Origin of the sequence: Mesorhizobium kowhaii (assembly GCF_003253745.1) — a bacterium.
In the GTDB taxonomy this organism is placed as follows: Bacteria; Pseudomonadota; Alphaproteobacteria; order Rhizobiales; family Rhizobiaceae; genus Mesorhizobium; species Mesorhizobium kowhaii.
Genome location: NZ_MZXV01000070.1, coordinates 166645 through 191730, shown reverse-complemented (window position 1 = coordinate 191730; position 25086 = coordinate 166645). Strand labels below are relative to the sequence as shown.

At 62.0% G+C, this 25086-nt stretch carries 25 protein-coding genes; 21 read left to right on the top strand and 4 right to left on the bottom strand.

Going from position 1 to position 25086, the window contains the following annotated elements:
* Nucleotides 1-6 precede the first annotated feature (6 nt).
* From B5V02_RS31900 to nuoG, 15 genes are all read left to right on the top strand, one after another.
* Nucleotides 7-2238: a mechanosensitive ion channel family protein gene (locus B5V02_RS31900; protein ID WP_111547975.1), complete on the top strand. Its 2232-nt coding sequence runs from the start codon at nucleotides 7-9 to the stop codon at nucleotides 2236-2238.
* A 468-nt stretch (nucleotides 2239-2706) separates the two neighbouring features.
* On the top strand, nucleotides 2707-3207 hold the full coding sequence (locus B5V02_RS31895) for an NADH-quinone oxidoreductase subunit J (RefSeq protein ID WP_111547974.1): 501 nt from the start codon (nucleotides 2707-2709) through the stop codon (nucleotides 3205-3207).
* Complete coding sequence (gene nuoK / locus B5V02_RS31890; protein ID WP_111547973.1) at nucleotides 3207-3509, top strand: NADH-quinone oxidoreductase subunit NuoK; 303 nt, start codon at nucleotides 3207-3209, stop codon at nucleotides 3507-3509. The genes B5V02_RS31895 and nuoK overlap by 1 nt, the downstream gene beginning before the upstream one ends.
* A 3-nt stretch (nucleotides 3510-3512) precedes the next feature.
* The gene (locus B5V02_RS31885) at nucleotides 3513-4967 is read left to right on the top strand and encodes a monovalent cation/H+ antiporter subunit D family protein (RefSeq protein ID WP_111547972.1); all 1455 of its coding nucleotides are present in this window, start codon (nucleotides 3513-3515) and stop codon (nucleotides 4965-4967) included.
* On the top strand, nucleotides 4964-5218 hold the full coding sequence (locus tag B5V02_RS31880) for a hypothetical protein (protein ID WP_111547971.1): 255 nt from the start codon (nucleotides 4964-4966) through the stop codon (nucleotides 5216-5218). Before B5V02_RS31885 ends, B5V02_RS31880 begins: the two co-directional genes overlap by 4 nt.
* Entirely contained in the window at nucleotides 5211-6971 is a 1761-nt protein-coding gene (locus B5V02_RS31875) for a Na(+)/H(+) antiporter subunit D (RefSeq protein ID WP_111547970.1), read from the top strand. Before B5V02_RS31880 ends, B5V02_RS31875 begins: the two co-directional genes overlap by 8 nt.
* An 8-nt stretch (nucleotides 6972-6979) precedes the next feature.
* Nucleotides 6980-8455: an NADH-quinone oxidoreductase subunit M gene (locus B5V02_RS31870; RefSeq protein ID WP_111547969.1), complete on the top strand. Its 1476-nt coding sequence runs from the start codon at nucleotides 6980-6982 to the stop codon at nucleotides 8453-8455.
* Nucleotides 8452-9891, top strand: a complete 1440-nt coding sequence (locus B5V02_RS31865; RefSeq protein ID WP_111547968.1) for an NADH-quinone oxidoreductase subunit N — start codon at nucleotides 8452-8454, stop codon at nucleotides 9889-9891. Before B5V02_RS31870 ends, B5V02_RS31865 begins: the two co-directional genes overlap by 4 nt.
* A 154-nt stretch (nucleotides 9892-10045) precedes the next feature.
* Nucleotides 10046-10411, top strand: a complete 366-nt coding sequence (locus B5V02_RS31860; RefSeq protein ID WP_111547967.1) for an NADH-quinone oxidoreductase subunit A — start codon at nucleotides 10046-10048, stop codon at nucleotides 10409-10411.
* Entirely contained in the window at nucleotides 10399-10902 is a 504-nt protein-coding gene (locus B5V02_RS31855; RefSeq protein ID WP_111547966.1) for a NuoB/complex I 20 kDa subunit family protein, read from the top strand. The genes B5V02_RS31860 and B5V02_RS31855 overlap by 13 nt, the downstream gene beginning before the upstream one ends.
* On the top strand, nucleotides 10899-11435 hold the full coding sequence (locus B5V02_RS31850; RefSeq protein WP_111547965.1) for an NADH-quinone oxidoreductase subunit C: 537 nt from the start codon (nucleotides 10899-10901) through the stop codon (nucleotides 11433-11435). The genes B5V02_RS31855 and B5V02_RS31850 overlap by 4 nt, the downstream gene beginning before the upstream one ends.
* A 28-nt stretch (nucleotides 11436-11463) precedes the next feature.
* Nucleotides 11464-12678, top strand: coding sequence for an NADH dehydrogenase (quinone) subunit D (gene nuoD, locus B5V02_RS31845; RefSeq protein ID WP_111547964.1), 1215 nt, complete (start codon nucleotides 11464-11466; stop codon nucleotides 12676-12678).
* A gap of 16 nt (nucleotides 12679-12694) precedes the next feature.
* Nucleotides 12695-13207, top strand: a complete 513-nt coding sequence (nuoE, locus tag B5V02_RS31840) for an NADH-quinone oxidoreductase subunit NuoE (protein ID WP_111547963.1) — start codon at nucleotides 12695-12697, stop codon at nucleotides 13205-13207.
* A gap of 4 nt (nucleotides 13208-13211) precedes the next feature.
* Nucleotides 13212-14477 (top strand): NADH-quinone oxidoreductase subunit NuoF, encoded by a 1266-nt coding sequence (gene nuoF / locus B5V02_RS31835; protein WP_111547962.1) that lies wholly within the window; start codon nucleotides 13212-13214, stop codon nucleotides 14475-14477.
* Nucleotides 14478-14510: 33 nt separating this feature from the next.
* Nucleotides 14511-17099 carry an NADH-quinone oxidoreductase subunit NuoG gene (gene nuoG / locus B5V02_RS31830; protein ID WP_111547961.1) on the top strand — a complete coding sequence of 863 codons (2589 nt, stop codon included), beginning with the start codon at nucleotides 14511-14513 and terminating at the stop codon, nucleotides 17097-17099.
* 55 nt (nucleotides 17100-17154) lie between these two features.
* Here nuoG and B5V02_RS31825 read toward each other — a convergent pair whose 3' ends face one another.
* The 3 genes from B5V02_RS31825 to nuoH are packed head-to-tail and all read right to left on the bottom strand — an operon-like array spanning nucleotide 17155 to nucleotide 19224.
* Nucleotides 17155-17595 (bottom strand): CBS domain-containing protein, encoded by a 441-nt coding sequence (locus B5V02_RS31825; protein ID WP_111547960.1) that lies wholly within the window; start codon nucleotides 17593-17595, stop codon nucleotides 17155-17157.
* Nucleotides 17596-17640: 45 nt separating this feature from the next.
* Entirely contained in the window at nucleotides 17641-18207 is a 567-nt protein-coding gene (locus B5V02_RS31820) for an NADH-quinone oxidoreductase subunit I (protein ID WP_111547959.1), read from the bottom strand.
* 30 nt (nucleotides 18208-18237) lie between these two features.
* Nucleotides 18238-19224, bottom strand: coding sequence for an NADH-quinone oxidoreductase subunit NuoH (gene nuoH / locus B5V02_RS31815; RefSeq protein ID WP_111547958.1), 987 nt, complete (start codon nucleotides 19222-19224; stop codon nucleotides 18238-18240).
* A 367-nt stretch (nucleotides 19225-19591) separates the two neighbouring features.
* Between nuoH and B5V02_RS31810 the strand changes: the two genes are divergently transcribed.
* The 6 genes from B5V02_RS31810 (at nucleotide 19592) to B5V02_RS31790 (ending at nucleotide 23622) form a co-directional block, all read left to right on the top strand.
* A complete protein-coding gene (locus B5V02_RS31810; protein ID WP_111547957.1) occupies nucleotides 19592-20050 on the top strand; it encodes a YbhB/YbcL family Raf kinase inhibitor-like protein in 459 nt (152 codons plus the stop codon).
* 92 nt (nucleotides 20051-20142) lie between these two features.
* On the top strand, nucleotides 20143-21243 hold the full coding sequence (locus tag B5V02_RS31805; protein ID WP_111547956.1) for a CapA family protein: 1101 nt from the start codon (nucleotides 20143-20145) through the stop codon (nucleotides 21241-21243).
* A gap of 143 nt (nucleotides 21244-21386) precedes the next feature.
* On the top strand, nucleotides 21387-22322 hold the full coding sequence (locus tag B5V02_RS31800) for an oxygenase MpaB family protein (RefSeq protein ID WP_245446330.1): 936 nt from the start codon (nucleotides 21387-21389) through the stop codon (nucleotides 22320-22322).
* The gene (locus tag B5V02_RS31795) at nucleotides 22319-23047 is read left to right on the top strand and encodes an SAM hydrolase/SAM-dependent halogenase family protein (RefSeq protein WP_111547954.1); all 729 of its coding nucleotides are present in this window, start codon (nucleotides 22319-22321) and stop codon (nucleotides 23045-23047) included. The genes B5V02_RS31800 and B5V02_RS31795 overlap by 4 nt, the downstream gene beginning before the upstream one ends.
* A gap of 38 nt (nucleotides 23048-23085) precedes the next feature.
* Entirely contained in the window at nucleotides 23086-23241 is a 156-nt protein-coding gene (locus B5V02_RS40905) for a hypothetical protein (RefSeq protein WP_167458750.1), read from the top strand.
* A gap of 45 nt (nucleotides 23242-23286) precedes the next feature.
* Nucleotides 23287-23622 carry a 4a-hydroxytetrahydrobiopterin dehydratase gene (locus B5V02_RS31790; RefSeq protein WP_111547953.1) on the top strand — a complete coding sequence of 112 codons (336 nt, stop codon included), beginning with the start codon at nucleotides 23287-23289 and terminating at the stop codon, nucleotides 23620-23622.
* Between the two features lie 118 nt (nucleotides 23623-23740).
* On the opposite strand, the gene B5V02_RS31785 is transcribed toward B5V02_RS31790, so the two are convergent.
* Nucleotides 23741-24661 carry a complex I NDUFA9 subunit family protein gene (locus B5V02_RS31785; RefSeq protein WP_111547952.1) on the bottom strand — a complete coding sequence of 307 codons (921 nt, stop codon included), beginning with the start codon at nucleotides 24659-24661 and terminating at the stop codon, nucleotides 23741-23743.
* Between the last annotated feature and the right edge of the window lie 425 nt (nucleotides 24662-25086).

The window sequence follows — 25086 nt, the reverse complement described above, 5'->3', positions numbered from 1 at the left end:
ACTGCGATGTTTGTCCTGATTGCCAGACCGCTCGTCTTTGCGATCGCCCTCTTGTTGGCTGGTCCGGCGGCACAGGCGCAGGCGCCGGCGACCGTCCCGCCTGAAAGGGTCAAGCAGCTGTTCGAGCTTCTCGAAGATCCGTCCGTGAAGGCCTGGGTGGCCGAACAACGAAATCAGGACGCCGGATCAACGGGTGCGCCTGCCGAGGCAGGAGCTTCGCCGACCGACGCATCGTCCGGCGCCGTGGCCGCACCAGGCCAGATGAATACGATGGCATCCTCGACGCTCGATCGGATCAGGCATCATATCGAAAGAATCGTGCGAACTTTGCCCCTGCTGCCTGGCCAGTTCGCGCGCGTTCGGGCAGAGACCATGCAGGATATGTCCAGCAAGGGGGCTGCCGGCGTATTGATCCTGATTGCGATGTTCATCGCTGCCGGCCTGGCGCTCACTTGGGCAACGTACAGGCTCACCCGTTCATTTCGCCTTTGGATTATCGCGCAATCGAAGGATACGCCAATCGGGCGAGCCAAGAAGATTGGTGGTCGCGCGCTTTATTCCAGCATGCTGATCGTCTCATTCGCACTGGGCAGCGCCGGCGCGTTCATGTTGTTCGACTGGCCAATGCTTATCCGCGAGATTGTACTGACATTTCTGATGGCGGCAGTCGTCACACGGGGTGTGCGCATGTACGTCATGGCCATGCTCGTCCCTTCTTTCATGAAGGTCGAGAACGCCGTCGAGGTTCGTGCTTTGCCGATCACCAACGAAACGGCTGACCATTGGTCCTATTGGCTACCCTGGATCGTCGGCGTCTTTGCCTTCTTCGGTGCCGCGTTTATCCTCTTGCCGGGTCTCGGCATCGATCAGGACGGAATGATGGTCCTGTCACTGGGCGCCGATTTCGTGCTGCTGTTGCTCTTGCTGCTTGCCATTTGGCGTCGGCCAGGAACGCAGCGAGCCGGTACGCGCCAAAGCGGTCACACGGAAGCGACATGGCTATTGACGGCTTATTTCGTCGTCCTGTTCCTGCAGCGCATCGCCGGCCTCTATACCTACTTCTGGTTTACCTTCGCCGCATTCTTCCTGCCTTTGGCAATCGTGCTGACGCGGCGCGGGGTTAATTTCGTCCTGCGGCCTGGTTCGGAAGATGTCGGTCGGCCTACGATCCCGGCAGTGACGATCGCTGTCGTCGATCGCGGAATCCGGATGATCTTGATCCTGGCGGCGGCTTACTTTCTCGCGCGTGTCTGGGGTCTGAACATGCAATCCATGCGGGACAGCGATACGACGACGGCGTTCATATTGCGCGGCTTGATCAATGTCGTGGTCATTGCCCTCGCAGCCGATTTCGGCTGGTCGATCATCAAGGCTTTGATCGAACGAAAGCTGGGCATCGAAATGCCGCACCCTGTGACCAGCGACGAGGACGTCCCGATCCTCGATTCGCAGCAGGCGCGGCTGCACACGCTCTTGCCGATCCTCCAGAACATGCTGCTCGCATTGATCGTCGTGATGGCGGTGCTGATGATGCTCGCCTCTATGGGTATCCAGATCGGCCCACTGATCGCCGGCGCCGGCGTCGTCGGCGTTGCCGTGGGCTTTGGCGCACAAACCGTCGTCAAGGACGTCATTTCAGGCGTGTTTTTTCTGCTCGATGATGCGTTTCGTGTCGGCGAATATATTTCCTCGGGCAATTACAAGGGTACCGTGGAAAGCTTTTCGCTGCGCTCTGTGAAGTTGCGCCACCATCGTGGCCCGCTGTTCACAATACCTTTCGGTGAACTCGGGGCCGTCCAGAACCAGAGCCGTGACTGGGTTATCGACAAATTCAACATCACCGTTGGCTATGACACCGATATCGACTTCGCGCGCAAGCTGATCAAGCGGATCGGCCTCGAACTGGCGGAAGATCCCGAGTTCAAAAACTGGGTGCTCGACCCGATCAAGATGCAGGGCGTGCAGGAGTTCGGCGAGTACGGCATCGTGTTGAGGGTCAAGGCGACAACCAGACCGGGAGGCGCCTTCGGCATGAAACGCAAATTCTATGTACGCCTGCGCCAAGTCTTCAAGGAGCAGGGCATCGAACTCCCATTCCCGACCGTCCATGTCCAGGGGCTCCAGAACCCACATGGGGCAGAGAATGCGCCATTGGAGGAGATCACACCCGAGTTGAAAATGGCCGTCGCGCAGTCGCACACCAATCGGCGCAGAAAAAAAGCTAGTACAACGGAGTAGGAAAGCTGTGACACCTGCCGGTCACAGTGCGGCTTCCGCGCAGGGCCAAAAAAATCAGTGACTTAGGTAGTCGATAATTTCAGTTGATGATGCAGGAACGACAGTGAACGAGATGAACCGCAAATCGTTGTTTTTCTGCGAAAAACTACGCCGGAGCACTCCAAACTACGCTAACCCCTACTCCCACTCGATTGTTTCTAACCCAGCTAGGTCATTGATCTAGCTTGGTTTTTTCTTGCTTGCGGCACTGAAAGCCGACGCATGATCCGTCAAAAAGTTACGCTTTTGATTTTAAAGGGAAAATCGCCGCAAAAAATATTTCGAGGTTTCACCAACTATCGGCGCCAAACCACGACAATCTTGAGAAAAATCCGAGACTAGGGCACTATCCGTGAACGGAAGTGGACAGCTATCTCAAGTCCGGCCCTGTCGCGTCGCGTGACAGTTCGTGTCGGAGGAGCGGCGTCGATGGATCAGGGGTTCTTTCTTCTGTTCGCTGCGGCGTCCGTAGTCGCAGCTCTGACTTTGGTCCTGGCGCGCAATCCGGTTCACAGCGCATTGGCGCTGATGGCGTGTTTTCTGCAGATATCGGCGATCTTCGTCTTGCTCGAGGCGCCGTTGCTCGCAGTCATCCAAATTTTCGTCTATGTCGGCGCGATCATGGTCCTGTTCCTATTCGTGATCATGATGATCGATGTGCGCGAAGCGGTGTTGCAGCGGTTCTTGCCGGGCAGCAACCTGCCTGTTCTGGTGCTGCTCGTCCTGCTTGGGGTCGAGATGCTTGTACTGGTGCTCAGGAGCGACCGTTTTTCGGTCGCCGAGCCCGTCGCAATGCGCACCGGCGGTGAGGTCAGGCAACTCAGCACGACGCTTTTTGCTGACTATCTCCTGCCGTTTGAAGTCGCCTCCATCATCCTGCTGGCGGCCCTGGTAGGTGCCATCGTGCTGGCGCGTAAGGAGCCGCGGTGATGGTGCCGCTCTGGTGGTATATCGTGCTCGGAGTGGCCCTGTTCGTGATCGGAGCGGCGGGCGTACTGCTCAGACGCAATATCCTGGTCGTGCTGATGTCGCTGGAACTGCTGCTCAACTCGGTCAACGTCAATTTCATCGCTTTCGGACATTACTACGACGACTACCGCGGGCAGATTTTCGCCATTTTCGTCATCGCGATCACTGCGGCGGAGGTTGCCGTTGCCCTCGGCATCTTGGTCGCCCTCGCGAGGAACAAGTCCACTCTCAAGGTCGACGAAGTGAGCATGATGAAAGGATAGCCGGTGATATCGATCCGGCCGCTGCTTGCCGTTGCCGTCGCACTTCTGGCGGCCCTTGCAGTTCTCCTTCTAAACAAGCGCGTGAAGCTCCGCGATGCCGTCTCGCCGTTGGCCGCGACGGCCATGTTCGCAATTGTCGCCTCGATGGCGCCCACGGTGCTGGCGGGCGGGACAGTCGATTTGCGCCTGTTCGAGATTCTGCCGGGGATCGACTTCGCTTTCCGTGTCGATGCGCTCGGCATGGTGTTTGCCACCGTCTCGTCGCTGCTGTGGATCGTGGCGTCGATCTATTCCATCGGCTACATGCGGCACTTGAATGAGCATGCGCAGACCCGATTCTTCGCCTGCTTCGCCGCCAGCCTCGCGGCCGCCGCCGGGGGCGCCTTTGCCGCCAATCTGTTCACGTTGGTGATCTTCTACGAGGTGCTGAGCCTCGTTACCTATCCGCTTGTCTACCACCACGAGGACGAGGAGGGATGGACGGGCAGCCGCAAATACCTCGTCTATTTGATGGGCGCGTCGAAAAGCGTGCTTCTGGCCGCGCTGGCGTTAACTTACAGCATTGCGGGGTCACTCGACTTTGTACCGGGGGGGCTGTTGGCGGGGGTCGACGCCTCGGCGCCGCTGCTGACCGTCGTCTATTTCTGCTATCTCTTCGGCTTCGCCAAGGCCGCGGTGATGCCGATGCACGCCTGGCTGCCTGCCGCGATGGTGGCGCCGACACCGGTTAGCGCGCTCTTGCATGCGGTGGCCGTCGTCAAGATGGGTGTGTTCTGCGTGCTGCGCGTCGTGTTCCACGTCTTCGGCGCAGGGCTGATGGGCGGGCTGGGGCTCGGCATCGCCACGGCCTATGTGGTCTCGTTCACGATCCTGATGGCGTCCATCTACGCCCTGACGCGGGACGACCTGAAGGCACGGCTCGCCTATTCGACGGTCAGCCAACTCTCCTACATCGTGCTGGGCGCGGTTCTGCTGTCGCCCGCCGCGATGGTCGGCGGGATCATCCACATCGCGGCGCATGCATTCTCGAAGATCACGCTCTTTTTCTGTGCCGGGTCGATCTACTGCGCATCTGGCAAGCGGAACATTAGCGATATGGCCGGCATCGGCCGCAGGCTGCCCTGGACGATGGGGGCGTTCTTCGTCGGCTCGCTCAGCATGATCGGGGTGCCGCCGACTGCGGGCTTCATCAGCAAGTGGTATCTGGCGCTCGGCTCGGTGGAGGCCGGCGAGACCCCGTTCCTTATCGTGCTCCTGGTAAGTTCGGTCTTGAACGCCGCCTATTTCCTCCCGATCAGCTATGTCGCCTTCTTCGGGACGGAGGCGCAGGAGAGCCCGGCGACCGTTCGTGAAATTCCGATGTTGACGATCCCGCTGGTCGCGACCGCCATCCTGTCGGTGGCGATGGGCATCTTCCCGGACTATTTTCTCGCCCTAGCGGAAAGAGTCGTCAGATGATCAAGCGCGTCGTCGATTTCTTTGGCGATGAGAGACATGCGAAAAAGCGTCGCCGGCTATTTTATCTGGTGCTCGTCCTGATCGTCATCGCCGACTTTCTGGTCTTCCGCGAACACGCCGAATACCTGTGGGAGCGGTTGCCTGGCTGGTCTGCCCTCTACGGCTTCGGCTCCTGCGTGCTTCTGATCTTCGTGTCCAAGTTTCTTGGCCATCAGTGCGGGCTGATGCGGCGCGAGGACTATTATGACTGACTTCGTCCACCCCGGCCTGCTGTTCATTCTCGGCGCGTTGCCGATCCCCATCCTGAAAGGGTCTGTCCGCAAGGCCTATGTGCTGCTGATCCCAACGCTGGCGATCTTGGCCGTGCTGACGATGCATCCTGGCAGCTACGGCGCGGCGCAGTTCATCGGGCAGCAAATCATGATCGCGAAGGTCGACAAGCTGAGTGTCCTCTTCGCCACCGTTTTCAGCATCATGGCATTGATCGGCACGGTCTATGCGTTGCATCTGACGCACGCAGCCCAGCATGTGGCGGCGTTCGTCTACGTCGGCAGCGCGCTCGGGGTAGTGTTCGCCGGCGACTACCTGACCCTGTTCCTGTTCTGGGAGGGTATGACGTTTGCCTCTGCCTACCTGGTCTTTGCCCAGCGCAGCGAGCAGGCGCTCCGCGCAGGGTTCCGCTACCTCATGGTCCATATCACGGGCAGCGTTGCCCTGCTCGGCGGCATCATTCTCCATGGGTTCGCCACCGGTTCGGTGCTCTTTGGCCCGATCGAGGACGGGCTTGGCTTCGCCACCTGCCTGATCCTTGCCGGGTTCCTACTCAACGCCGCGGTGCCGCCACTCAACGCCTGGCTGACCGACGCCTACCCGGAAGCGACAGTCACCGGGGCCGTATTCATGAGCGCCTTAACCACGAAGACTGCCGTCTATGTGCTGGCGCGGGCGTTTCCAGGGACCGATCTTCTTGTCTGGCTCGGCACGGTGATGGCGCTTTACGGCGTTGTCTACGCGGTGCTGGAGAACGATTGCCGGCGGCTCTTGGCCTATCACATCGTCAGCCAGGTGGGCTACATGGTGGTGGGCATCGGCATCGGGACCGAGATGGCGGTGAACGGCGCCGTCAGCCATGCCTTCGCGCATATCCTTTACAAGGCGCTCCTCTTCATGGGCGCGGGGGCGGTGATCCACGTCACCGGGCGGCGCAAGCTCACCGAACTCGGAGGGCTCTACAAAACCATGCCGGTAACCCTTGCGCTCTACATGGTTGGCGCCTTGGCGATCTCGGCATTCCCGTTCTTCTCAGGTTTCGTCACCAAGTCGATGGTGGTGGCCGCCGCCGGACAGGATCATCGCGCGCTGGTGGTGCTGGCGCTGACAATGGCGTCGTCAGGGACGTTCCTGCACACCGGGCTCAAGCTCCCGTACTACATGTTTTTCGGCACGGACCAAGGGCTGCAAGCGCGAGAACCGCCGCGCAACATGCTGGTTGCGATGGGTATGGCAGCGGTGCTCTGCATTGCGATCGGGGTGTTCCCCCAGACGCTCTACGCGCTTCTGCCCCATCCGGTCGACTTCGATCCCTACACCGGCGTCCATATCACCGAGAGCCTCGGCGTGCTGATGTTCACCGCCTTGGGCTTCGTCATCTTCCTCAGAGCGCTCGACCCAGAGAATACGATCAGCATCGATACCGACTGGTTCTACCGCATGGGCGCGCGGCGCTTCATGTGGCTCGCCGAAAAACCGCTGGCGCGCTACGAGAAGGCGGTGAGTGACGTGTCCGAGACCGCGGCGCTGCCCTTTCTGCACGGGATGGCACGGGCAGGACTGCGGATCGATCTGCGCGGCGTGGACGCCTTCGTGAACGCCGTCGCTCGCGCGATCCTGCGCGGCGGTGGGGCGCTGCGGCGGCTCCAGAGCGGCGTCGTGACCCATTACGCGCTGGCGATGATCGCTGGTGTGATCGCGGCTATCGCCGTATTCGCTGTGGCGTGGCGGTAGGGGGCGCGATGACGATCCCTTTGCTTAGCCTCATCGTGTTCACGCCAGCCGTCGGGGCAGCGGCGCTGATGTTTGTCCGCAACGACGATGTGGTGCGGTGGATGGCACTGGGTGTCACTGTCCTCGACTTCGTGCTTTGCATCGCCATGCTCGGCGGCTTTGACACCTCTACCCACGAAATGCAGTTCACCGAGACGCGCCCGTGGGTGCCGGCGCTAGGGATCACCTACACACTTGGCATCGACGGGATCAGCGCACCCTTCGTGTTCCTGACCGCGCTGTTGGGCTGGATCAGCGTGCTTGCCTCGTGGGTTGCGATCGACCGCAAGGTGAAAGAGTTCATGGTCAGCCTGCTGGCCATGCAGGCGCTGATGCTGGGCGTGTTCTGCGCACTGGACCTGTTCCTGTTCTACGTCTTCTGGGAGGCGATGCTGATCCCGATGTATCTGATCATCGGCGTCTGGGGTGGCGACGGCCGGGTCTATGCAGCTTTCAAGTTCTTCCTCTACACACTGGCAGGCAGCCTCATGTTCCTGATCGGTGTCATCGTGCTCTATTTCCACGGTGGCGAGACCTTCGACATCCGCACCCTGATGGCGCAGGATTTGCCGCTCCAGGTCCAGTCATGGCTGTTCTTCGCCTTCCTGATCGCCTTCGCGGTCAAGGTGCCGATGGTCCCGGTCCATACTTGGCTGCCGGACGCCCATGTGCAGGCACCGACGGCCGGCAGCATCATCCTCGCCGCCGTGCTCCTGAAGATGGGCGCCTACGGGTTCCTGCGGTTCTCGCTGCCAATGCTGCCGGAGGCGTCGGTGCATTATTCGACGCTGATGCTGGTCCTTTCGGCGGTCGCTATCGTCTATGGCGGGTTGCTCGCCTTGGCGCAGGACGATCTGAAGAAGCTGGTGGCCTATTCCAGCATCAGCCACATGGGCTTGGTGACGCTGGGGATTTTCACGCTGAACCTCCGTGGGCTCGAGGGCGGCATCCTGCAGATGTTCAATCATGGCGTAACGACGGGCGCGTTGTTCCTGTCTGTGGGCCTTATCTACGAGCGAACCCATACCCGCAGCATCGCGGATTATGGCGGGCTGATGAAGGCGGCGCCGGTCTATACAGCGTTTCTTGCACTATTCACCCTGTCGTCGATGGCTCTGCCGGGAACGAATTCGTTCGTTGGCGAGTTGCTGGTGCTGTCAGGCGCGTTCGCAGCCAACCTCGCTGTCGGCGCTGCCGCCGTTCTAGGGGCCTTGCTGGGAGCAGCCTATCTGCTTGGCATGTATAGGAAAGTCGCTCTTGGTCCGGCCAGCATCGGCGTGCGGTTCAAGATCCGCGACGTGAACGCCCGTGAGATGGCGGCGATCCTGCCGCTAGCCGTCTTCGTTCTTTGGGTCGGGCTCTATCCGAAGCCCTTTCTCGAAATCATCGACGCCTCGGTCAAGCATCTACTAGCGCAGGTGCACGGTAAGGGGGGCGCCCAATGACCGCCGCCGCGCTTTTCCAGTCGATTCTGGCGAGCCTGCCCGAGATCGTCGTGGTTACCGGGGCCTGCATCCTGCTGATCCTGGGGCAGTTGGTGCGGAAGGGGCAGCAACAATTCCTTGTCTGGGCTTCAATCGCGGTCGTGCTGATTGCCGCCCTGGGGACACTCATGCTGGCGGGCGAGGTGCGGCCGGCCTACTCGGGCATGTTCGTCGCCGACCGCTTCGCGGTCTTCTTCAAGGTCGTGTTCTACCTGGTCACAGTTCTGACATTCCTTCTTTCGCGAAAATATGCCGAGATCGAAGGGATCGGGAGCAGTGAATACTATGTACTGCTGCTCTTGGCGCTTTCGGGTATGATGATCATGGCCTCGGCGACCGACCTCCTGTCGATCTATGTAGGCCTCGAACTGATGGTGCTCTGCACTTATGTGCTGACCGGCTTCCTGCGGCAGCAGCGGCGGTCGAACGAAGCGGCGCTGAAATACGTGATCCTTGGCGGGGTCTCGACCGGGATTTTCCTTTACGGCGTTTCGCTGATCTACGGGCTCACCGGCACGACGCAGTTGGATGGGATGGCTGCGGCGGTGACCGGTGATCCGCTCGATCCCGGATTGCTCCTGGCTGTGGTTTTTATCGTCGCGGGGCTGGTATTCAAGGTCGGCGCGGTGCCGTTCCATATGTGGGTGCCGGACGTCTATGAGGGCGCGCCGACAACGATCACCGCCTTCATGTCGGTGGGACCCAAGGCAGCAGGGTTCGCCGTGATCCTGCGGGTGTTCCTCAACCCACTGGTCGCCGCCTCGAACGTCTGGATCATCGTCGCCGTCATTGCAGCAGTGACGATGGCGCTCGGCAGTTTCGTGGCGCTGGTGCAGGACAATTTCAAGCGCCTCTTGGCCTATTCCAGCATCGCCCATGCCGGGTTCGCCATGTTCGGCGTGGCGGCCGGCGGTGCGGACGGGGCCGCCAGCGTGATGCTCTATTTGCTGATCTATGCGTTCATGAACCTCGGCATCTTCGGTATCGTCATCATGATGCGGAACGGCGATTTCTCGGGCGAGGTCATCGAGGACTACGCTGGTCTCGCCAAGTCGCATCGCGGGCTGGCGCTTCTGATGCTGCTTTATCTGTTCTCGTTGGCCGGCATTCCGCCGACAGCCGGGTTCTTCGCCAAGTTCTACGTGCTGGTCGCGCTCGTCGAGCGGGGTTTCGTCATGCTGGCGGTGATCGCAGTGCTGCTGAGCGCCGTTGCCGCCTACTTCTACATCCGCATCGTGATGGTGATCTACATGCGCGAGCCGGAGGGCGCGTTCGACCCGGCGCTGACGCCCGCGGTCGCCGCCACACTCGCCTTCACCGCTGCCGGCACCATCGGCATCGGCCTATTTCCGGCGTGGTTTCTGAGGCTTGCGCAACATGCCGCAGTTGGCGGCTGATCGATTGGATTTGCAATGATCCGGCTGACGGAATACTCTGGCCGTGCAAGAAAGGAATGCCCAAGTCGCTTTCGAGGGCGCCCGCATCACCGGTCCCAAAGGGGTCGGTAGCGGCCAGAGCAAAGCCCTCGGTGGGTGACCGGGGCTACGCGACGTGACCGGAATGGAGTTCCTGCCGGTTCTTTTCATGGTTGCCGGAATTGTTCTGGTGGCGATGGTTACGCTTTTTGTCTCCTCGCTACTGCGCCGATCCAATCCCTATCCCGCGAAGAACATGCCCTATGAATGCGGCATGGACCCGGCGGGCGAAGCCGCCGGAGGCCGCTTCAGGGTGCAGTTCTTCATCATCGCGATCCTATTTGTCGTCTTCGATGTCGAGACGATGTTCCTCTTTCCCTGGGCCGTTGTCCTGAAACAGATCGGGTTGGTCGGCTATGTCGAGATGTTCGTCTTCATATTGCTGCTTCTCGTGGGCTTCGCCTACGCCTGGCTGAAGGGGGCGCTAGAATGGGAGGCGTAAACAACGCGATCCGCGACAGCGTGCTGTTCACCACGGCCGACAGCCTGATCAGCTGGAGCCGAAGGTCGGCGCTATGGCCCGAAACCTTCGGCATTGCCTGCTGCGCCATCGAGATGATCTCGGCGGGGTGTGCCCGCTACGATCTCGACCGCTTCGGTGTGGTGTTCCGGCCTTCGCCGCGCCAGTCCGACGTGATGATCATCGCCGGCACCATAACGCGGAAATTCGCGCCCGTGGTGCGCCGGCTCTATGACCAGATGCCGGAACCGCGCTGGGTCATCGCCATGGGCACCTGCGCCATCTCGGGCGGGGTCTACAACACCTATGCCGTGGTGCAGGGGGCGGAGACCTTCGTGCCAGTGGACGTGCATGTGCCCGGCTGCCCGCCGCGGCCCGAGGCGCTGATGCACGGCTTCCTTCTGCTTCAGGAGAAGATCAAGAAATCCAGGGCGTTGGCCGGGACGCCTCTGGACCGGGTCGCGGTGCCATGAGCGTGGAGACGTCCCTCATCCGCACCCTGATCGCGGAGCGTTTCGGGGGGGCAATCGAGGAGCTTGGCTTCTCACATGGGGTTCACGCTTTCGCCGCTCCGCCTGACATGATCGTCCAGCTTTGCCGGTTCCTGAAGGAACACCCGGCGCTGCGGTTCGATTTCCTGTCCGACATCTGCGGGGTCGATCACTACCCCGAAGCACCGCGCTACGAGGCGGTGTACCATCTCTTTTCGCTGCCGAACAAATGGCGCGTGCGGATCAAGTGCCGCCTCCGCGATCCTCCGCGGATCCCGTCGGTGACGGGGGTCTGGCGCACCGCCAACTGGCATGAGCGCGAGGCCTGGGACATGTACGGGATCAGGTTCGAAGGCCACCCCGACCTGCGCCGGATCTATATGTGGGAAGGGTTCGAGGGCTTCCCGCAGCGCAAGGACTTTCCGCTACGGGGCTACAAGGACAAGCTGAACCCGTTTGGCGCCGAAGGCCCACCGCCGACGCAGCCCGACCTTGCCACCAAGGACATTCCATAGGGAGGCTGTTCCACACCGAGGACTTGAGATGACCGAAGTCACGGAACTGAGCTGGCCGGAAGCCGATGCGCCCCACACCAAGGAGGTGCTTCTCAACCTCGGCCCGCAGCATCCCAGCACGCATGGGGTGCTGCGGCTCGTCCTCGAGTTGGATGGCGAATATGTCGCGCGCGTGGACCCGCATATCGGCTACCTGCACCGCGGCACAGAGAAACTGGCAGAGAGCTTCACATACACCCAGATCTTCCCGCTAACCGACCGGCTCGACTACCTCTGCCCGCCCTCGAACAATCTGGCCTTCGCACTGGCTGTGGAGAAGCTCCTGGGCATCGAAGCCCCGATCCGCGCGCAATATATCCGCGTGCTGATGGCCGAACTGGCACGGATCTCCGGTCATCTTCTGATCACCGGCGCACTCCCGCTGGACCTGGGCGCCATGACCGCGCTCCTTTACGCCATGCGCGAGCGCGAAATGATCATGGACTTGTTGGAGATGATCAGCGGGGCGCGGATGCACACCTCCTTCTGCCGGGTCGGCGGTGTGCGCGAGGATCTGCCCGACGGGTTCTTCCCCAAGATCCGGGAGTTCTGCGACATCTTCCCGAACCGGATCCGCGACTATGAACGGCTGGTCGATAACAACCGCGTGTTCCTGAAGCGAACGCAGGGGATCGGCGTGATCTCCGCCGCGGACGGCATCGATCTGGGACTGAGCGGCCCGAACCTGCGCGCCTCGGGCGTCGACTGGGACATCCGCCGCGACGAGCCCTATGAGATCTACGACCGGCTCGCGTTCAACGTTATTACCCGAGATGAAGGCGATTGCTACGCACGCTGGCGATGCCGCGTCGACGAAATGCGCGAGAGCGTCCGGATCATCGAGCAATGCCTCGACCAGATGCCCGATGGGCCGTTCCAGATCGACATGCCGACAATCGCCTTCCCGGTGGACAAGGATCGGGTGCACTGCTCGATGGAGGCGCTGATCCAGCATTTCGACCTGTCAGCCTATGGCTTCAAGGTGCCTAAGGGCGAGGTCTACTCGGCGATCGAGGCGCCAAAGGGCGAGCTCGGCTTCTACATCATCAGCGACGGGTCGCCAAAACCGTTCCGCATGAAGGTCCGGGCACCTTCGTTCGTCAACCTTCAGGCACTGTTCGGGGTCACCAACGCGCGCTACCTGGCGGACATGATCGCCGTGCTCGGCAGCCTCGACCCCGTGATGGCGGAGGTGGACAAGTAGCAGGGAATTGGGCGCGATGACCATGCGCGAAAAGATCGAAGAGGCGGCGTCGCGGTATCCCGACCAGCGCTCGGCCATCATGCCCGCGCTTCTGATCGCGCAGAGGGAACATGGCCATCTGCCCGGCCCGGTGCTGGAAGAGGTCGCCGACATCCTCGGCGTCGAGCGTATCTGGGTCTACGAACTGGCGACCTTCTACACACTTTTCCATACCGAGCCGGTCGGCATTTTCCACCTGCAGCTCTGCGACAACGTCTCCTGCATGCTGTGCCGATCCGAGGACCTGCTGAGACACCTGGAGGAGGTGCTCGGCATCAAGAAGGGCGGCACGACGCCGGACGGGCTGTTCACGCTTTCGACCGTCGAATGCCTCGGCGCTTGCGAGATGGCCCCGGTGATGCAGGTCGGCGACGACTATCACGGCGACCTCGACATCGCTCGGATCGACGCGCTCCTGGACAGGCTGCGCGCGACGGTGCGGCAGGCGACTGGCGCCGATCTCGTCGCCCCAGGACCGCCGGGAGAATAGCGCCATGTTCGAACCCGTCCTTCTCAAGAACTTGGACGTGCCGGATGGCCATCTGCTCGCGACCTATGAGGCCGGCGGCGGCTACCGGGCGCTGGCCAAGGCGCTGCGGGAGCACACACCCGACGAGATCATCGACCTCGTCAAGAAATCCAACCTGCGCGGGCGCGGCGGAGCCGGATTCCCCACGGGCATGAAATGGAGCTTCGTGCCCAAGCGTACCGGCAAGCCGAAATACCTGTGCTGCAACGCCGATGAAGGCGAGCCGGGCACCTTCAAGGACCGGATCATCATGGAGCGTGACCCACACCAACTGATCGAGGGCATGGCGATCAGCGCCTACGCGATAGGGGCGGAAACCGCCTATGTCTACATCCGCGGGGAGTACACGCTGGCGATCGCGCGGCTGGAGCAGGCGATCGCCGAGGCCCATGCGAAGGGTTATCTGGGAACACGGATTCTGGGCTCGGATTTCAGCTTCGTCGTGCACATCCATTGCGGCGCCGGCGCCTATATCTGCGGCGAGGAGACCGCGATGCTCGACTCGCTCGAAGGCAAGCGGGCGCAGCCGCGTCTGAAACCGCCGTTCCCGGCGGTCGAAGGGCTTTACGCCAGCCCGACCGTGATCAACAACGTCGAGACGCTGGCCTGCGTCCCGCATATCGTGGTGCGAGGGGCCGACTGGTTCCGCGGCATCGGCCCGGACAAGAGCCCCGGCCCGAAGCTCTATTGCCTCAGCGGACAGGTGCGGAAACCGGGCCTTTACGAGCTGCCGATGGGGATACCGCTGCGCGAACTGGTCTGTGACTATGCCGGCGGGCCGCTGCCGGGGCGCAAGCTCAAGGCGGTGATCCCAGGCGGGGTCTCGGCGCCGCTGATCCCGGAACGCGGGCTGGACGTCGGGATGGACTTCGACTCGCTGGCCGCCGCTGGCTCGATGCTCGGCTCGGCCGGGGTGATCGTGATCGACGACTCGACCTGCATTGTCAAAGTCGCCACCCGGATCATCGAGTTCTTCCATCACGAGTCCTGCGGCAAGTGCACCCCCTGCCGCGAAGGGTTGAACTGGGTCGTCAAGGTGCTGCGCCGGGTCGAGGCGGGCCAGGGCGCGCCGGGCGACCTGGAACAGTTGGCGGAGCTCTGCAAGGGCATTTTCGGCAACACGTTCTGCGCTCTGGGCGACGGCGCGGCGATGGGCCTGCGGGCGGCACTGGCGCATTTCGAGGATGAATTCGTCGCGCATATCGAGGAGCGGAGGTGTCTGTTTCACTGAGGAGGACGCAGCGAGAGGACCGCGAGGAAAGCCATGGTTAGCGTGACAATCGATGAACGAATGCTGGAAGTGGAGGCGGGCTCTACGGTGCTGCAGGCCGCCGAGCGTTTGGGCATCGACATCCCGACCTTCTGCTATCTGAAGCGGCTGCCGGCGCTGGCCTCCTGCCGCATGTGCCTGGTGGAGATTGAGGGACAGCGGCGGCTACAGCCTTCTTGCGCCACCGCGGTCACCGACGGCATGGTGGTGCGGACGAACACGCAGTTGATCGACGAAACGCGCTCTTCCATGCTCGACATGCTGCTCGCCAACCACCCTCTCGACTGCCCGATCTGCGACAAGGGTGGCGAGTGCGAGCTGCAAGACATGGTGATGGCATACGGGCCCCGCACAAGCCGGTTCCGCGATGCCAAGCGCGTGTTCCACTCCGAGGATATCCGTCTCAGCCCGGTCATCATCATGAACGTCAACCGCTGCATCCAGTGCCAGCGCTGCGTCCGGATGTGCGAAGAAGTCGTCGGCGCGGTCGCCTTGGGCACCGTTGAAAAAGGCATGGATACCGCCGTCACTGGCTTCGAGGGCAGTCTCGCGAGTTGCGATCAATGCGGCAATTGCGTCGAGGTCTGCCCGGTCGGCGCGCTGATGAGCTTCCCCTATCGCTACAAGGCGCGGCCCTGGGATCTGGTCGAGACCGACACGGTCTGCCCGCATTGCGGCACCGGCTGCCAATTAACCGTCGGCGCGCGCAAGGGCGAATTCATGCGGGTCCGCTCGAAGGTGGAGCACGGCATAAACCGCGAAACGCTCTGCGTGCGCGGGCGCTTCGGCCTCGACTTCGTCGGCAGTCAGGACCGGATCAAGCGGCCGATGATCCGTCGTGACGGGGCCCTGGTTCCGGTTTCCTGGGACGAAGCCGGGGACTACCTCCGCCGGCGGCTGTCGGCCGTCGCCAGCAAGGCCGCGGGCGGGCTGGCCTCGCCGCGCCTGCCCAACGAGGTGCTTTATCAGTTCCAGAAGCTGATGCGGACGGCATTCCGGACCAACAATATCGACTGCTCCTCGCGCTGGTCCACGCCCTTTGATGCGCTCGGCCCGTTGGTGGCCGCCTTCTACACCCGCGCGCCGCTGGAGGAGGTGATCGGCAACGACTGTGTGCTCGTCGTCGGTGGCAACGTGACGGACGAAAACCCAGTCACCGAATATCTGCTGCGAGACTGTGCACGGCGGCGACAGACCGGCTTACTCATGCTCTCGGCGCGGCCATCCCGCCTGGACGCCGATGCGCGGGCGGTCGTTCGCGTGCCGCCGGGCGGTGAGGCTCAGGGCCTTGCCGCGGTGGTGAGCGCACTGGGGGCGGCTGGTCAGGCATTGCCGGGCGATGTTTTTGCGGACATGGGCGCGAAAACCGGCCGGCCGGCAGCGGCCACCGACAGTGACGGTCCGGACCGTCTGGCCGCGGCGCTGCTGGAAGGCCGCAGCGTCACCGTGCTTGTCAGCGCTGACCTCTTGAGATCGCCCCAAGCGCGCGCGACGTTGTACCAGCTCAACAACCTTTTGCAGGTTCTGCGCGCACTCGGCAAGGGCCTGGCGATGCAGTTCCTGTTCGACCGTGCCAACCAACTGGGTGCCTGGGACATGGGCGTTCTGCCGACGGCGCTGCCGGGGCTGTGGGCGCTCGCCAATGATGCGGCGCGCGCAACTCTCGAACGAGCCTGGGGCGTCGAAATCCCGTCTGAACCGGGCGTGGATTTCGACGCCATGCTGGAGCTCTGTGACAGGAAGCGAATGGGTGCGCTCTATATCGTCGGAAGCGACCCCCTGATGTCCTATCCCGACCGGGGATTCGTGCAGCGGGCGCTTCGTGCCGCCGATCTCTTGATCGTGCAGGACGCGTTCCTCACGGATACGGCGGGCCTGGCGGATGTCGTGCTGCCCGCGGCGAGTTATGGCGAGGAATCCGGCACGTTCACCAACAACGAAGGCCGCACCCAGAAGGTCTGCAAGTTCCGCGAACCCGCCCTCGAGGCGCGGGACAATCTGGCGATATTCGACTTCGTAGCGGCGCTTCGCGGCCAGGCGTTGCGGCCGTCGATCCAAGGCGAAATCTTCGGCGAGATCGCCAGGCTGGTTCCGGCCTACGAAGGATTGACGCAGGACGGGCTTGGCGCCGACGGAGCTTTCACGAAGGCGGCCCTTGCGCCACCGGTTGGCGAGTTCTTCGCCCTCCCGCCTGCCCCCATTGCAGCCGACCGGCTCATGCTGGTTACCGGCAACTGCCTGTTCCACAACGGATATCTTTCCGAGCGCTCGGAGATCCTGAATACGGTCGCGGATGACCCGTATGTCGAGATGAGCGCGCCGGATGCAACGCAGCTTGGCCTTGCGGATGGCGATCAGGTGGTCGTGCGGTCCGCCCAGGGCGAACTGACGGCGAAGCTCAAGGTCAACAAGCGTTTTCCCAGGGGCCTCGTGTTCGTTCCCGAGAACTACAGATCCCTGCGTCTCAACAGCCTGATGCGGCGGGGCGAATACCCATGTCCGGTGGAAGTTGAAATGGCGCATGCCGCTTTCGAGATCGCCACTGTCGCCGTGGCCGAGGCGCGGCCTGACAATCCGATCTGAGGCTTCACGGGTTCCTGTGCAGCCTGCCCTGATCCTGCGCCTTGAGCCGGTATCGTCAGTGATAGCCGGTCCCGGCAATGTAATCGTGCAGCACTTGCTCGTTGCTCATCAGTTCGTCGAGCCGGTGCTTGACCACGTCGCCGATGCTCACCACGCCGACAGTAGCGTTGCCATCCATGACCAGCACATGGCGCGTACGCCGTTTGGTCATGGTCGCCATCACCGACGGCAGCAAATCCTGTGTCGAACAGGTCGCCACACTGCGGTTCATGATGTCGGCGACCCGCATCAAGGGCGCCTCGGTTCCGTATTCAGCCACCGCATTGCAGCAGTCCCGCTCCGAAAGCGTGCCCAGGCATTGCCCGGGGAAACGGCTGACGACCACGAAGCCGATGTTGTTCTCCCGAAACAGCCGTAGCACTTCCACCATCGTCTGACTTGGAGTGACCGAGATGACCTCGGGAGCCTTGGTCTTCAAGATATGGCAGACCAGCATTTGAGCCTCCTGTCTGCGCGCTCCGGCTTGCCAGCTGGCGCGCCTTCACGTTCGTCGGATATTCCGCCACCAGTTGTACCCCTGCGGCTCGCTCGTCTCGACCAGCACGTCCTGCTCGGTGTTCAGACGTGCAGCGACCACGCCGCCGCCGGTCATCGCCTTGCCCGGTTTGCCGAGCAGATCGTCGCGCCCGATCACCAGGTCACGCGAGGAAAAACTCGAGAACTCGTACTGTTGGCCAAGCGCGATCGCGTCCGCCGGACAGGCGTCTTCACACAGCCCGCAGAATAGGCACCGGGCCATGTCGATCTCGAATTTTGCCGGGCGTCGGTTGCCCTTCTCGTCCTCGTAGGGGATGACTTCGATGCAGTAGCAGGGACAAATCCGCGCGCAGAGTTCGCAGGCCACGCATTTGATCTCGCCCTCTTCGTCACGCTTCAGGAAGTGATGCCCGCGGTAACGCGAATAGGGCAACCATTTTTCCTTGTCAGGATACTGCATGGTCACGGATTTGGAGAACATGTACCCGAAGGTCAGCGCCAAGCCGTTCGCCAGATCGGCGAAGAACGCCCAGCCGATCCATGTTCCAATTCTGTCCAGTGCGCGCGACATCGTCGCCCCGCTGCGGAGCCGCTACGGCCCCTAAAGGAAAGCAACACCAGTTATGATTATGTTCGCCATTGACAGAGGAAGCAAGACTTTCCAACCGATCGCCATCAGTTGGTCGTAGCGATAGCGCGGGAAAGTGAAGCGGAACCAGATAAACACATAGACGAAGAACGCGACCTTGAGCACGAACCAGACGAGCGGTGGCAACGGGACCAGCACGCCGTTCCAGCCGCCGAAGAACAGGATCACCGCCAGGACCGACGTCAAAAGCATGATGGCGTATTCACTGACCATGAAGAACGCAAAGCGGATACCGCTGTATTCGGTATGGAACCCGGCCCCCAGGTCGCCTTCCGCTTCCGCCAGGTCGAAGGGAATGCGCTGGGATTCGGCCAGCCCAGCGACGAAGAACACGAAGAACCCGACCGGTTGGTAGACGATGTTCCAGACATTGGCTTGCGCCCGCACGATGTCGAGCAGGCTCATGGATTGCGCCAGCATGACCACGCCGATGACCGCGAACCCCATCGGGATCTCGTAGCTGATCATCTGCGCGCAGGTCCTGAGACTGCCCAGAACAGCGTATTTGCTGTTCGCTGCCCAGCCTCCGAAGATGACGCCATAGACCTCGATCCCGATCACCGCGAAGACGAAAAGCAGCGCGACGTTCATGTTGGAGACGTAGAGAGTGATCTCGGTGCCGAGGACCGATACGGATTCGCCAAAGGGGACCGCGACGAACACCACGAAGGGCGGGGCGAGCGCCAGGATCGGCGCCAGTTTGAACAGGAAGCGGTCGGCCTCGGCAGGGATGTGGTCCTCTTTGGTCAAGAGCTTGACCCCGTCCGCCACCGGCTGCAGCAGCCCATGCCATCCCACACGCATCGGCCCCATCCTCTGCTGCATGCGCCCCGCGATCTTGCGTTCCAGCCAGGTCAGCGGCAAGGGCAGCAGCAGCAGGATCGCAATCAGCAAAGCGACCTTGAAGACGATCAGCCCAAGAGCAACGACGAGTTCCATGATCCGAGGCCACTCGTTCAACGGGATGAAACCCGCGACCTGATTAGCACTGCGCAGTGGTCAGGCTGCGCGGGCGTGGCAATCGCCAACGGTGGCGCAACCTGTGCAATGATATCACAGCCTTGCCATCGCTGGCTACGATCCGTGCGGCGCGGCGCTTAGCCGGACGGCAAGGCGAAGCGAACTGCCATTCAATATTGTCTCGTACATTTTCGATAGAGCGCTTATCCTCGCGCCCGATCAACCGTGAAGCTCGTGTCGGAACGCAGCCTCAAGGCGACGCCCGCGCTTCCTACCAGTTTTGCCTGGCACCTGGCGTTTTGGGACTGAGTGTTGCGCGGCGCGGCAACAGCGTAAGGGGCGACCCATGCAGCTCAGTTCAAGCAGCTTTGCGAACGGTACGACGATCCCGCGGCGCTTCACTTGCGACGGTGAGGATCGTTCCCCTCCCCTCGGTTGGACTGGCGCTCCAGCCGGAACCGGCAGCTTTGTCCTTCTCTGCGATGATCCAGACGCTCCGGCGAAGATCTGGCATCACTGGGCGGCCTATGACATTGCGGCCGATTGTGTAGGGTTGGCCGAAGGCGCCGCCCAGCACGCCGGCAAGCAAGGCTTCAAGCAGGCAACCAACGATTTCCGGCGACCAGGTTACGGTGGTCCCTGCCCACCGCATCGCCACGGCCGACACCGCTATCACTTCCGGTTGCTTGCGCTGTCGATCAAGCACCTGCCGCCCGGCAACGACCGATCGTGTCAGGCGGTCGAACGAGAAGCGCGCAAGCATCTCCTCGCCGAGGCGGTTCTCGTCGGAGTATATGAGCGATGATGGTCTTCGCTCGTGTGAACTCTGGCAATTGAGGAAGGCCTGCGGGTCATGAGCGGCATGACTGATCGTGATGGGCCCGGCTGGTACGCGTCATGCGGATCTTTCTCTGTGGCGATGTGATGACGGGGCGAGGCATAGACCAAGCGCTTCCACATCCATGTGACCCTCGTCTTCACGAGCGCTATGTGCAATCGGCCATAGACTACGTCCGGATGGCGGAGGCTGCGAACCAACCGATACCGACACCGGTCGACTTCCCCTACATCTGGGGCGCTACGCTGCAAGAATTGGAGCGGGCTCGGCCGGACGCGAGCATCATAAATCTCGAGACCAGCATTACGCGCTGCGACGCCTATGTCGCCAAAGGCATCAACTACAGGATGAGCCCCGAGAACGCCGACTGCCTCGTCGCCGCGGGGGTCGACTGCTGCGTGCTCGGCAACAATCACGTTCTTGATTGGGGGCGCGCTGGGCTGCTGGAGACCCTGGCGACGCTCGAGCGTTTGCAAATCAAGACCGCAGGCGCGGGGCGCAATGCCGCCCAGGCAAGCGCCCCGGCGATTTTGGCAGACACCGACGCAGGGCGCGTACTTGTTTTTTCGTTCGCCTCGAAGACGAGCGGCGTCCCTCGACATTGGGCGGCGACGCATGACCGGGCCGGAGTGAACTTTCTACCTTCGCTTTCCGATGCGACTGTCGCAGCGATCGCCGATCTGGTGGCCGCTGTCCGACGAGAAAATGATGTGGTTGTGGTCTCCCTTCATTGGGGACCAAACTGGGGCTATGACATCCCGGAGGAGCAAAGGTGGTTCGCCCACGAACTGATCGACAGGGCCGACATATCCATCGTTCACGGCCATTCATCGCATCATGCCAAATCCATCGAAGTGTACAAGAACCGCCTTATTCTCTATGGCTGCGGCGACTTCCTGAATGACTATGAAGGCATCAAAGGCCACGGGGAATTTCGGCCCGACCTTGCCCTGATGTACATCGCTGACCTTGGTCCTGGAAGCGATCTGGTCGCGCTCGAACTGGTGCCCCTCCAGATCCGCCGTTTCCAGCTCATCCAGGCGGCGAACAGCGACATTGGCTGGTTGCAGCAGACCCTGGACCGCGAAAGCCGGCAGTTTGCTACGTGCGTTGGCACTGCGCCAGGGGGGAGGCTTGCGCTGTCCTGGCCGACAATGTGAACTGGCGGTGGGCGCTGTCTGCCAATTGAGCTATAGTAAGTGATCGAGCACCGTAGAAAGTGGCCGTAGTTTCGCCAAGTGCGTCCAGCGGCCCAACTTCGCTGTTCGGAAGCACGCGTTTCTTGTGAATGGCGCTCGTTGCCATGACCACGCCGATCGTCCTGCCTTGGCCGTTGCAAAGCCTCCTGGAGGCGGTAGCGCGGGCGGTGCTGCAACCTGGCGACCGGCCTCACATCGATTTCTCGCGACCGATCGGCGAGGCCGCACTGGTATCGCCGGACTCCGTGTCGTGGCGCGTGTTCAAGAACCCGCTTTCACTGTTCATCGGCGGCGTCACCGCCGTGATCATGGAGCTTGCAGAACCGCGGGTGCGCACCGGCGTATGGGAGCATACGTCTTTCCGCCTGAATCCAATTCGGCGACTGCACAGCACGGGGCTCGCTGCCATGGTGACGATCTACGGTTCCCGCACCACGGCCGAGGCCATGATCGCCCGCGTTCGGCGGATACACGACCGGGTCGCAGGCGTAACATCGTCAGGCGAGGCGTATTGCGCCAATGACCCCGACCTTCTGAACTGGGTTCACGGCACGGCGGCGTACGGCTTTGTCCAAGCTTATCACACCTATGTGCGGCAGCTCTCCGCATCGGAGCGCGACCGCTGTTATGCCGAGGGCGTTCCCGCCGCGCGCCTTTTCGGCGCCACAGGCGCACCGGAATCGGAAGCCGAGCTTGAAACGCTGTTCCAAGCGACAGCCGGACGGCTGGATCGCTCGACCATCGTGCTCGAATTTCTCGAGATCATGCGTTCGGCGCCTATCCTGCCGCAGCCACTGAGGCCGGCACAGCACCTGCTGGTGTCGGCTGCCGTTGATCTGGTGCCTGGTTGGATGCAGGCGCTGTTGGGGCTCACCGGGCACGGCTTGCACAGCTGGGAAGCCGAGACGGTCCGGCAGGCAGGGGCTTTGGCGGATCGCCTCGTCATGGAAACCAACCCGGCCGTTCAGGCCTGCCGGCGGATGCGCCTTCCGGCCGACTATCTGTATGTCCATCGCAGCGCAGTCGGCGCCCGTCCATGATTGTCTTGTTCACGGATTTCGGTTTGCACGGCCCCTACACGGGCCAGATGAAGGCTGTGTTGCACCAGATGGCGCCGGGCATCCCCGCGATCGACCTCTTCTCCGATGCGCCGGTCGGCAATCCCAAGGCGTCGGCTTACCTGCTGGTGGCCTACGCGGAATGGTTCCCTGCGGGAACCGTCTTTCTCTGTGTCGTCGATCCAGGCGTCGGAGGGACGCGGCCGTCCGTCATCGTCGAGGCCGACGGTCGCTGGTATGTCGGCCCCGGCAACGGCCTGTTCGAGCTGATCCAGCGCCGCGCGGCCAAGACGTTGAGCTGGGATATCGACTGGAGGCCAGAGCGCCTGTCCGCCAGCTTCCACGGGCGTGACCTGTTTGCCCCGGTCGCGGCGATGCTGGCACGCGGTGAGCCGCCGCCCGGCAGGCCGCGCCTGGATGAGGCAGATCGCCGTAGAGACTGGCCGGAGGACCTCGCCGAGATCGTCTATATCGACCATTTCGGCAATGCCATGACCGGCCTGAGGGCGGCCAGGCTGCCGGCGGGCGCAAGGCTCGCCGCAGCAGATCGCCTGCTGGAGGCCGCGACGACCTTCAGCGATCGGCCGCCAGGCACGGCCTTTTGGTACGAGAACTCGAACGGGCTTGCCGAGATCGCTGTCAATCAAGGGCGGGCGGGCGGTGAGCTTGGTCTCGTGATCGGCAGTCCTGTGGAAATCGTCCTTTGAACGAAACCGGTTGTCCGTCACGGCGTTGATCTATTGCGATGCGCAAATCAACGAAACGAGGCCCGGGCGCCGATCTGCCGAAGCTGCAAAAAGGCGATGACAAGGTGCGGGCGACGACCGGCAACAAGCGCCTTGCCGAGCAGATTCGCAAGGTTCTTGCCAAGCACTATGCGAGCAAATACCGGGCGAGGTGAAAAACGCGATCGCTACACCCGGAACGAGCACGAAGGGAGGTTGTCATGACCGATGGTATTGCTCAGAAAACCTGTACGCCCTGCCGCGGTGGCGTCGCGCCGCTAACGCAGGAGGCAGCCGAGGGCTATCTGTCCCAGACCCCTGGCTGGGAACTGGAGGAGGGGTGCCTGCTGCGCCGCAAATTCAAATTCGCGGACTTCCGTCAATCGCTCAGCTTCGTCGACAAAGTTGCTCTATTGGCGGAAGAAGAACGGCATCATCCCGACATCTGTTTCGGCTGGGGTTATGCGGCAGTCTCGCTGCAGACACACAAGATCAAGGGATTGCACGAGAACGACTTCATCATGGCCGCGAAGATCAACCTCATCGCCGGTTCGTAGAGAGGCACCCGGCACCAAACGGCCGGAACGGGGTCCAAAAGCTCGCTTTCACGATTGGCCGGTTAGCGCGATTTCGGACACTCAATCGCGGCGCCTGAGTACGGAAGAAGGTCGTTGATCAGGGATTACGCAACATCTCCTGGAGTATTTCCTCGAGCGGGTGCGGCGAAATGCCAAGTTCTTCAAATCCGGGCATCTGCGGCGATGACACGTTGTCGACCTGCATCAGTTCCACCTGATTCCGAGTGACGGGCGGGCTCGGGAGCATTTCGGCGAACCAAGCCAGTGCGTGCCAAGCGGCAAATGGGATTGGGACCAGTATGGGTCTAAGACCGGCTTGGTGTGCAACGGCTCTGAGAAATTCCTCGTAAGAGTAGACGCGAGGGCCGCCGCACTCATACGTGATCGCATGCGGTTCCGTCCCCTGCAGCACTCTTGCGGTCGCCTCTGCCACATCGCCCACATAGGCCGGCTGCAATCTCGTCAGGCCGCGACCGAACATCGGATAGATTGGAAGCCGGCGGAGAAGTTTGAGGATAATCGTGAGAAACGCGTCATCCGGTCCGAACATCACCGCCGGGCGGATGATGATGGCGTCAGCAAACGCGGCACGCACCGCCTGTTCGCCTTCGCCACGCTTGCGGATGTAGAGCGACGGCGAGGCAACATCCGAGCCGATTCCTGAAACGTGAGCGAGCCGTTCAACGCCAGCTCGGTGTGCTTGAGCCGCAACCCGCCGGGCCGACTCGACATGCACGGAATGAAAGGTCTCCTGTCCCCGTTCGACATAGAGACTGACCGCATTTACAACACCGAAAGCACCGGCAAGTGCATCGGCGATCGCCCGCTCATCATCGATATCGGCTTCGACCGATTGAAGTTGCCGATCATCAGAACCAAACAACTTCTCGGCCCGTTCCGGATGTCTTGATGCAATCCGAACGAAAAAACCGCCATTACGGAGATGCCGAACAACGCTGCGGCCGAGAAACCCGGTTCCACCGAACACGGTGACGACGCGATGGTTCATGGCAGCCATGGCCTGGACTCTGTCAGCTCATGTCAGCCGCCTCGACCCGGCGGTTCAGGTCACTTGGGCGGCACGCCTACTGACCACTATCTGCCATCTGGGCTACCTCGTACAGATTGCTATCGATCTCGTCCGTCAATTGATCTGGTGGAGCGCCGTAGCGCGACAGGTCGAAAGCCTTCATGACCGCAGTGGATTGAGGGAGGGCGGCGATGCGTGCCAACACAGCGGCAGTGCGAATGCGGGTCGCGAATTGTCTGTTCCAGACCTTTGAGTAGCGACTGCCCGCGACAACGCGCGCTGCCCGATCCCGTCGGTCGAACCTGGCCAATTCGTTGGCCAACAGCCAGCCGGACTGCAAGGCGCAGGGCCGCTTGCCACCCGCTTCGTTCGATCCGTTCCTCGAGCGCCGCTCCCATCGCATCAAGCGCCGA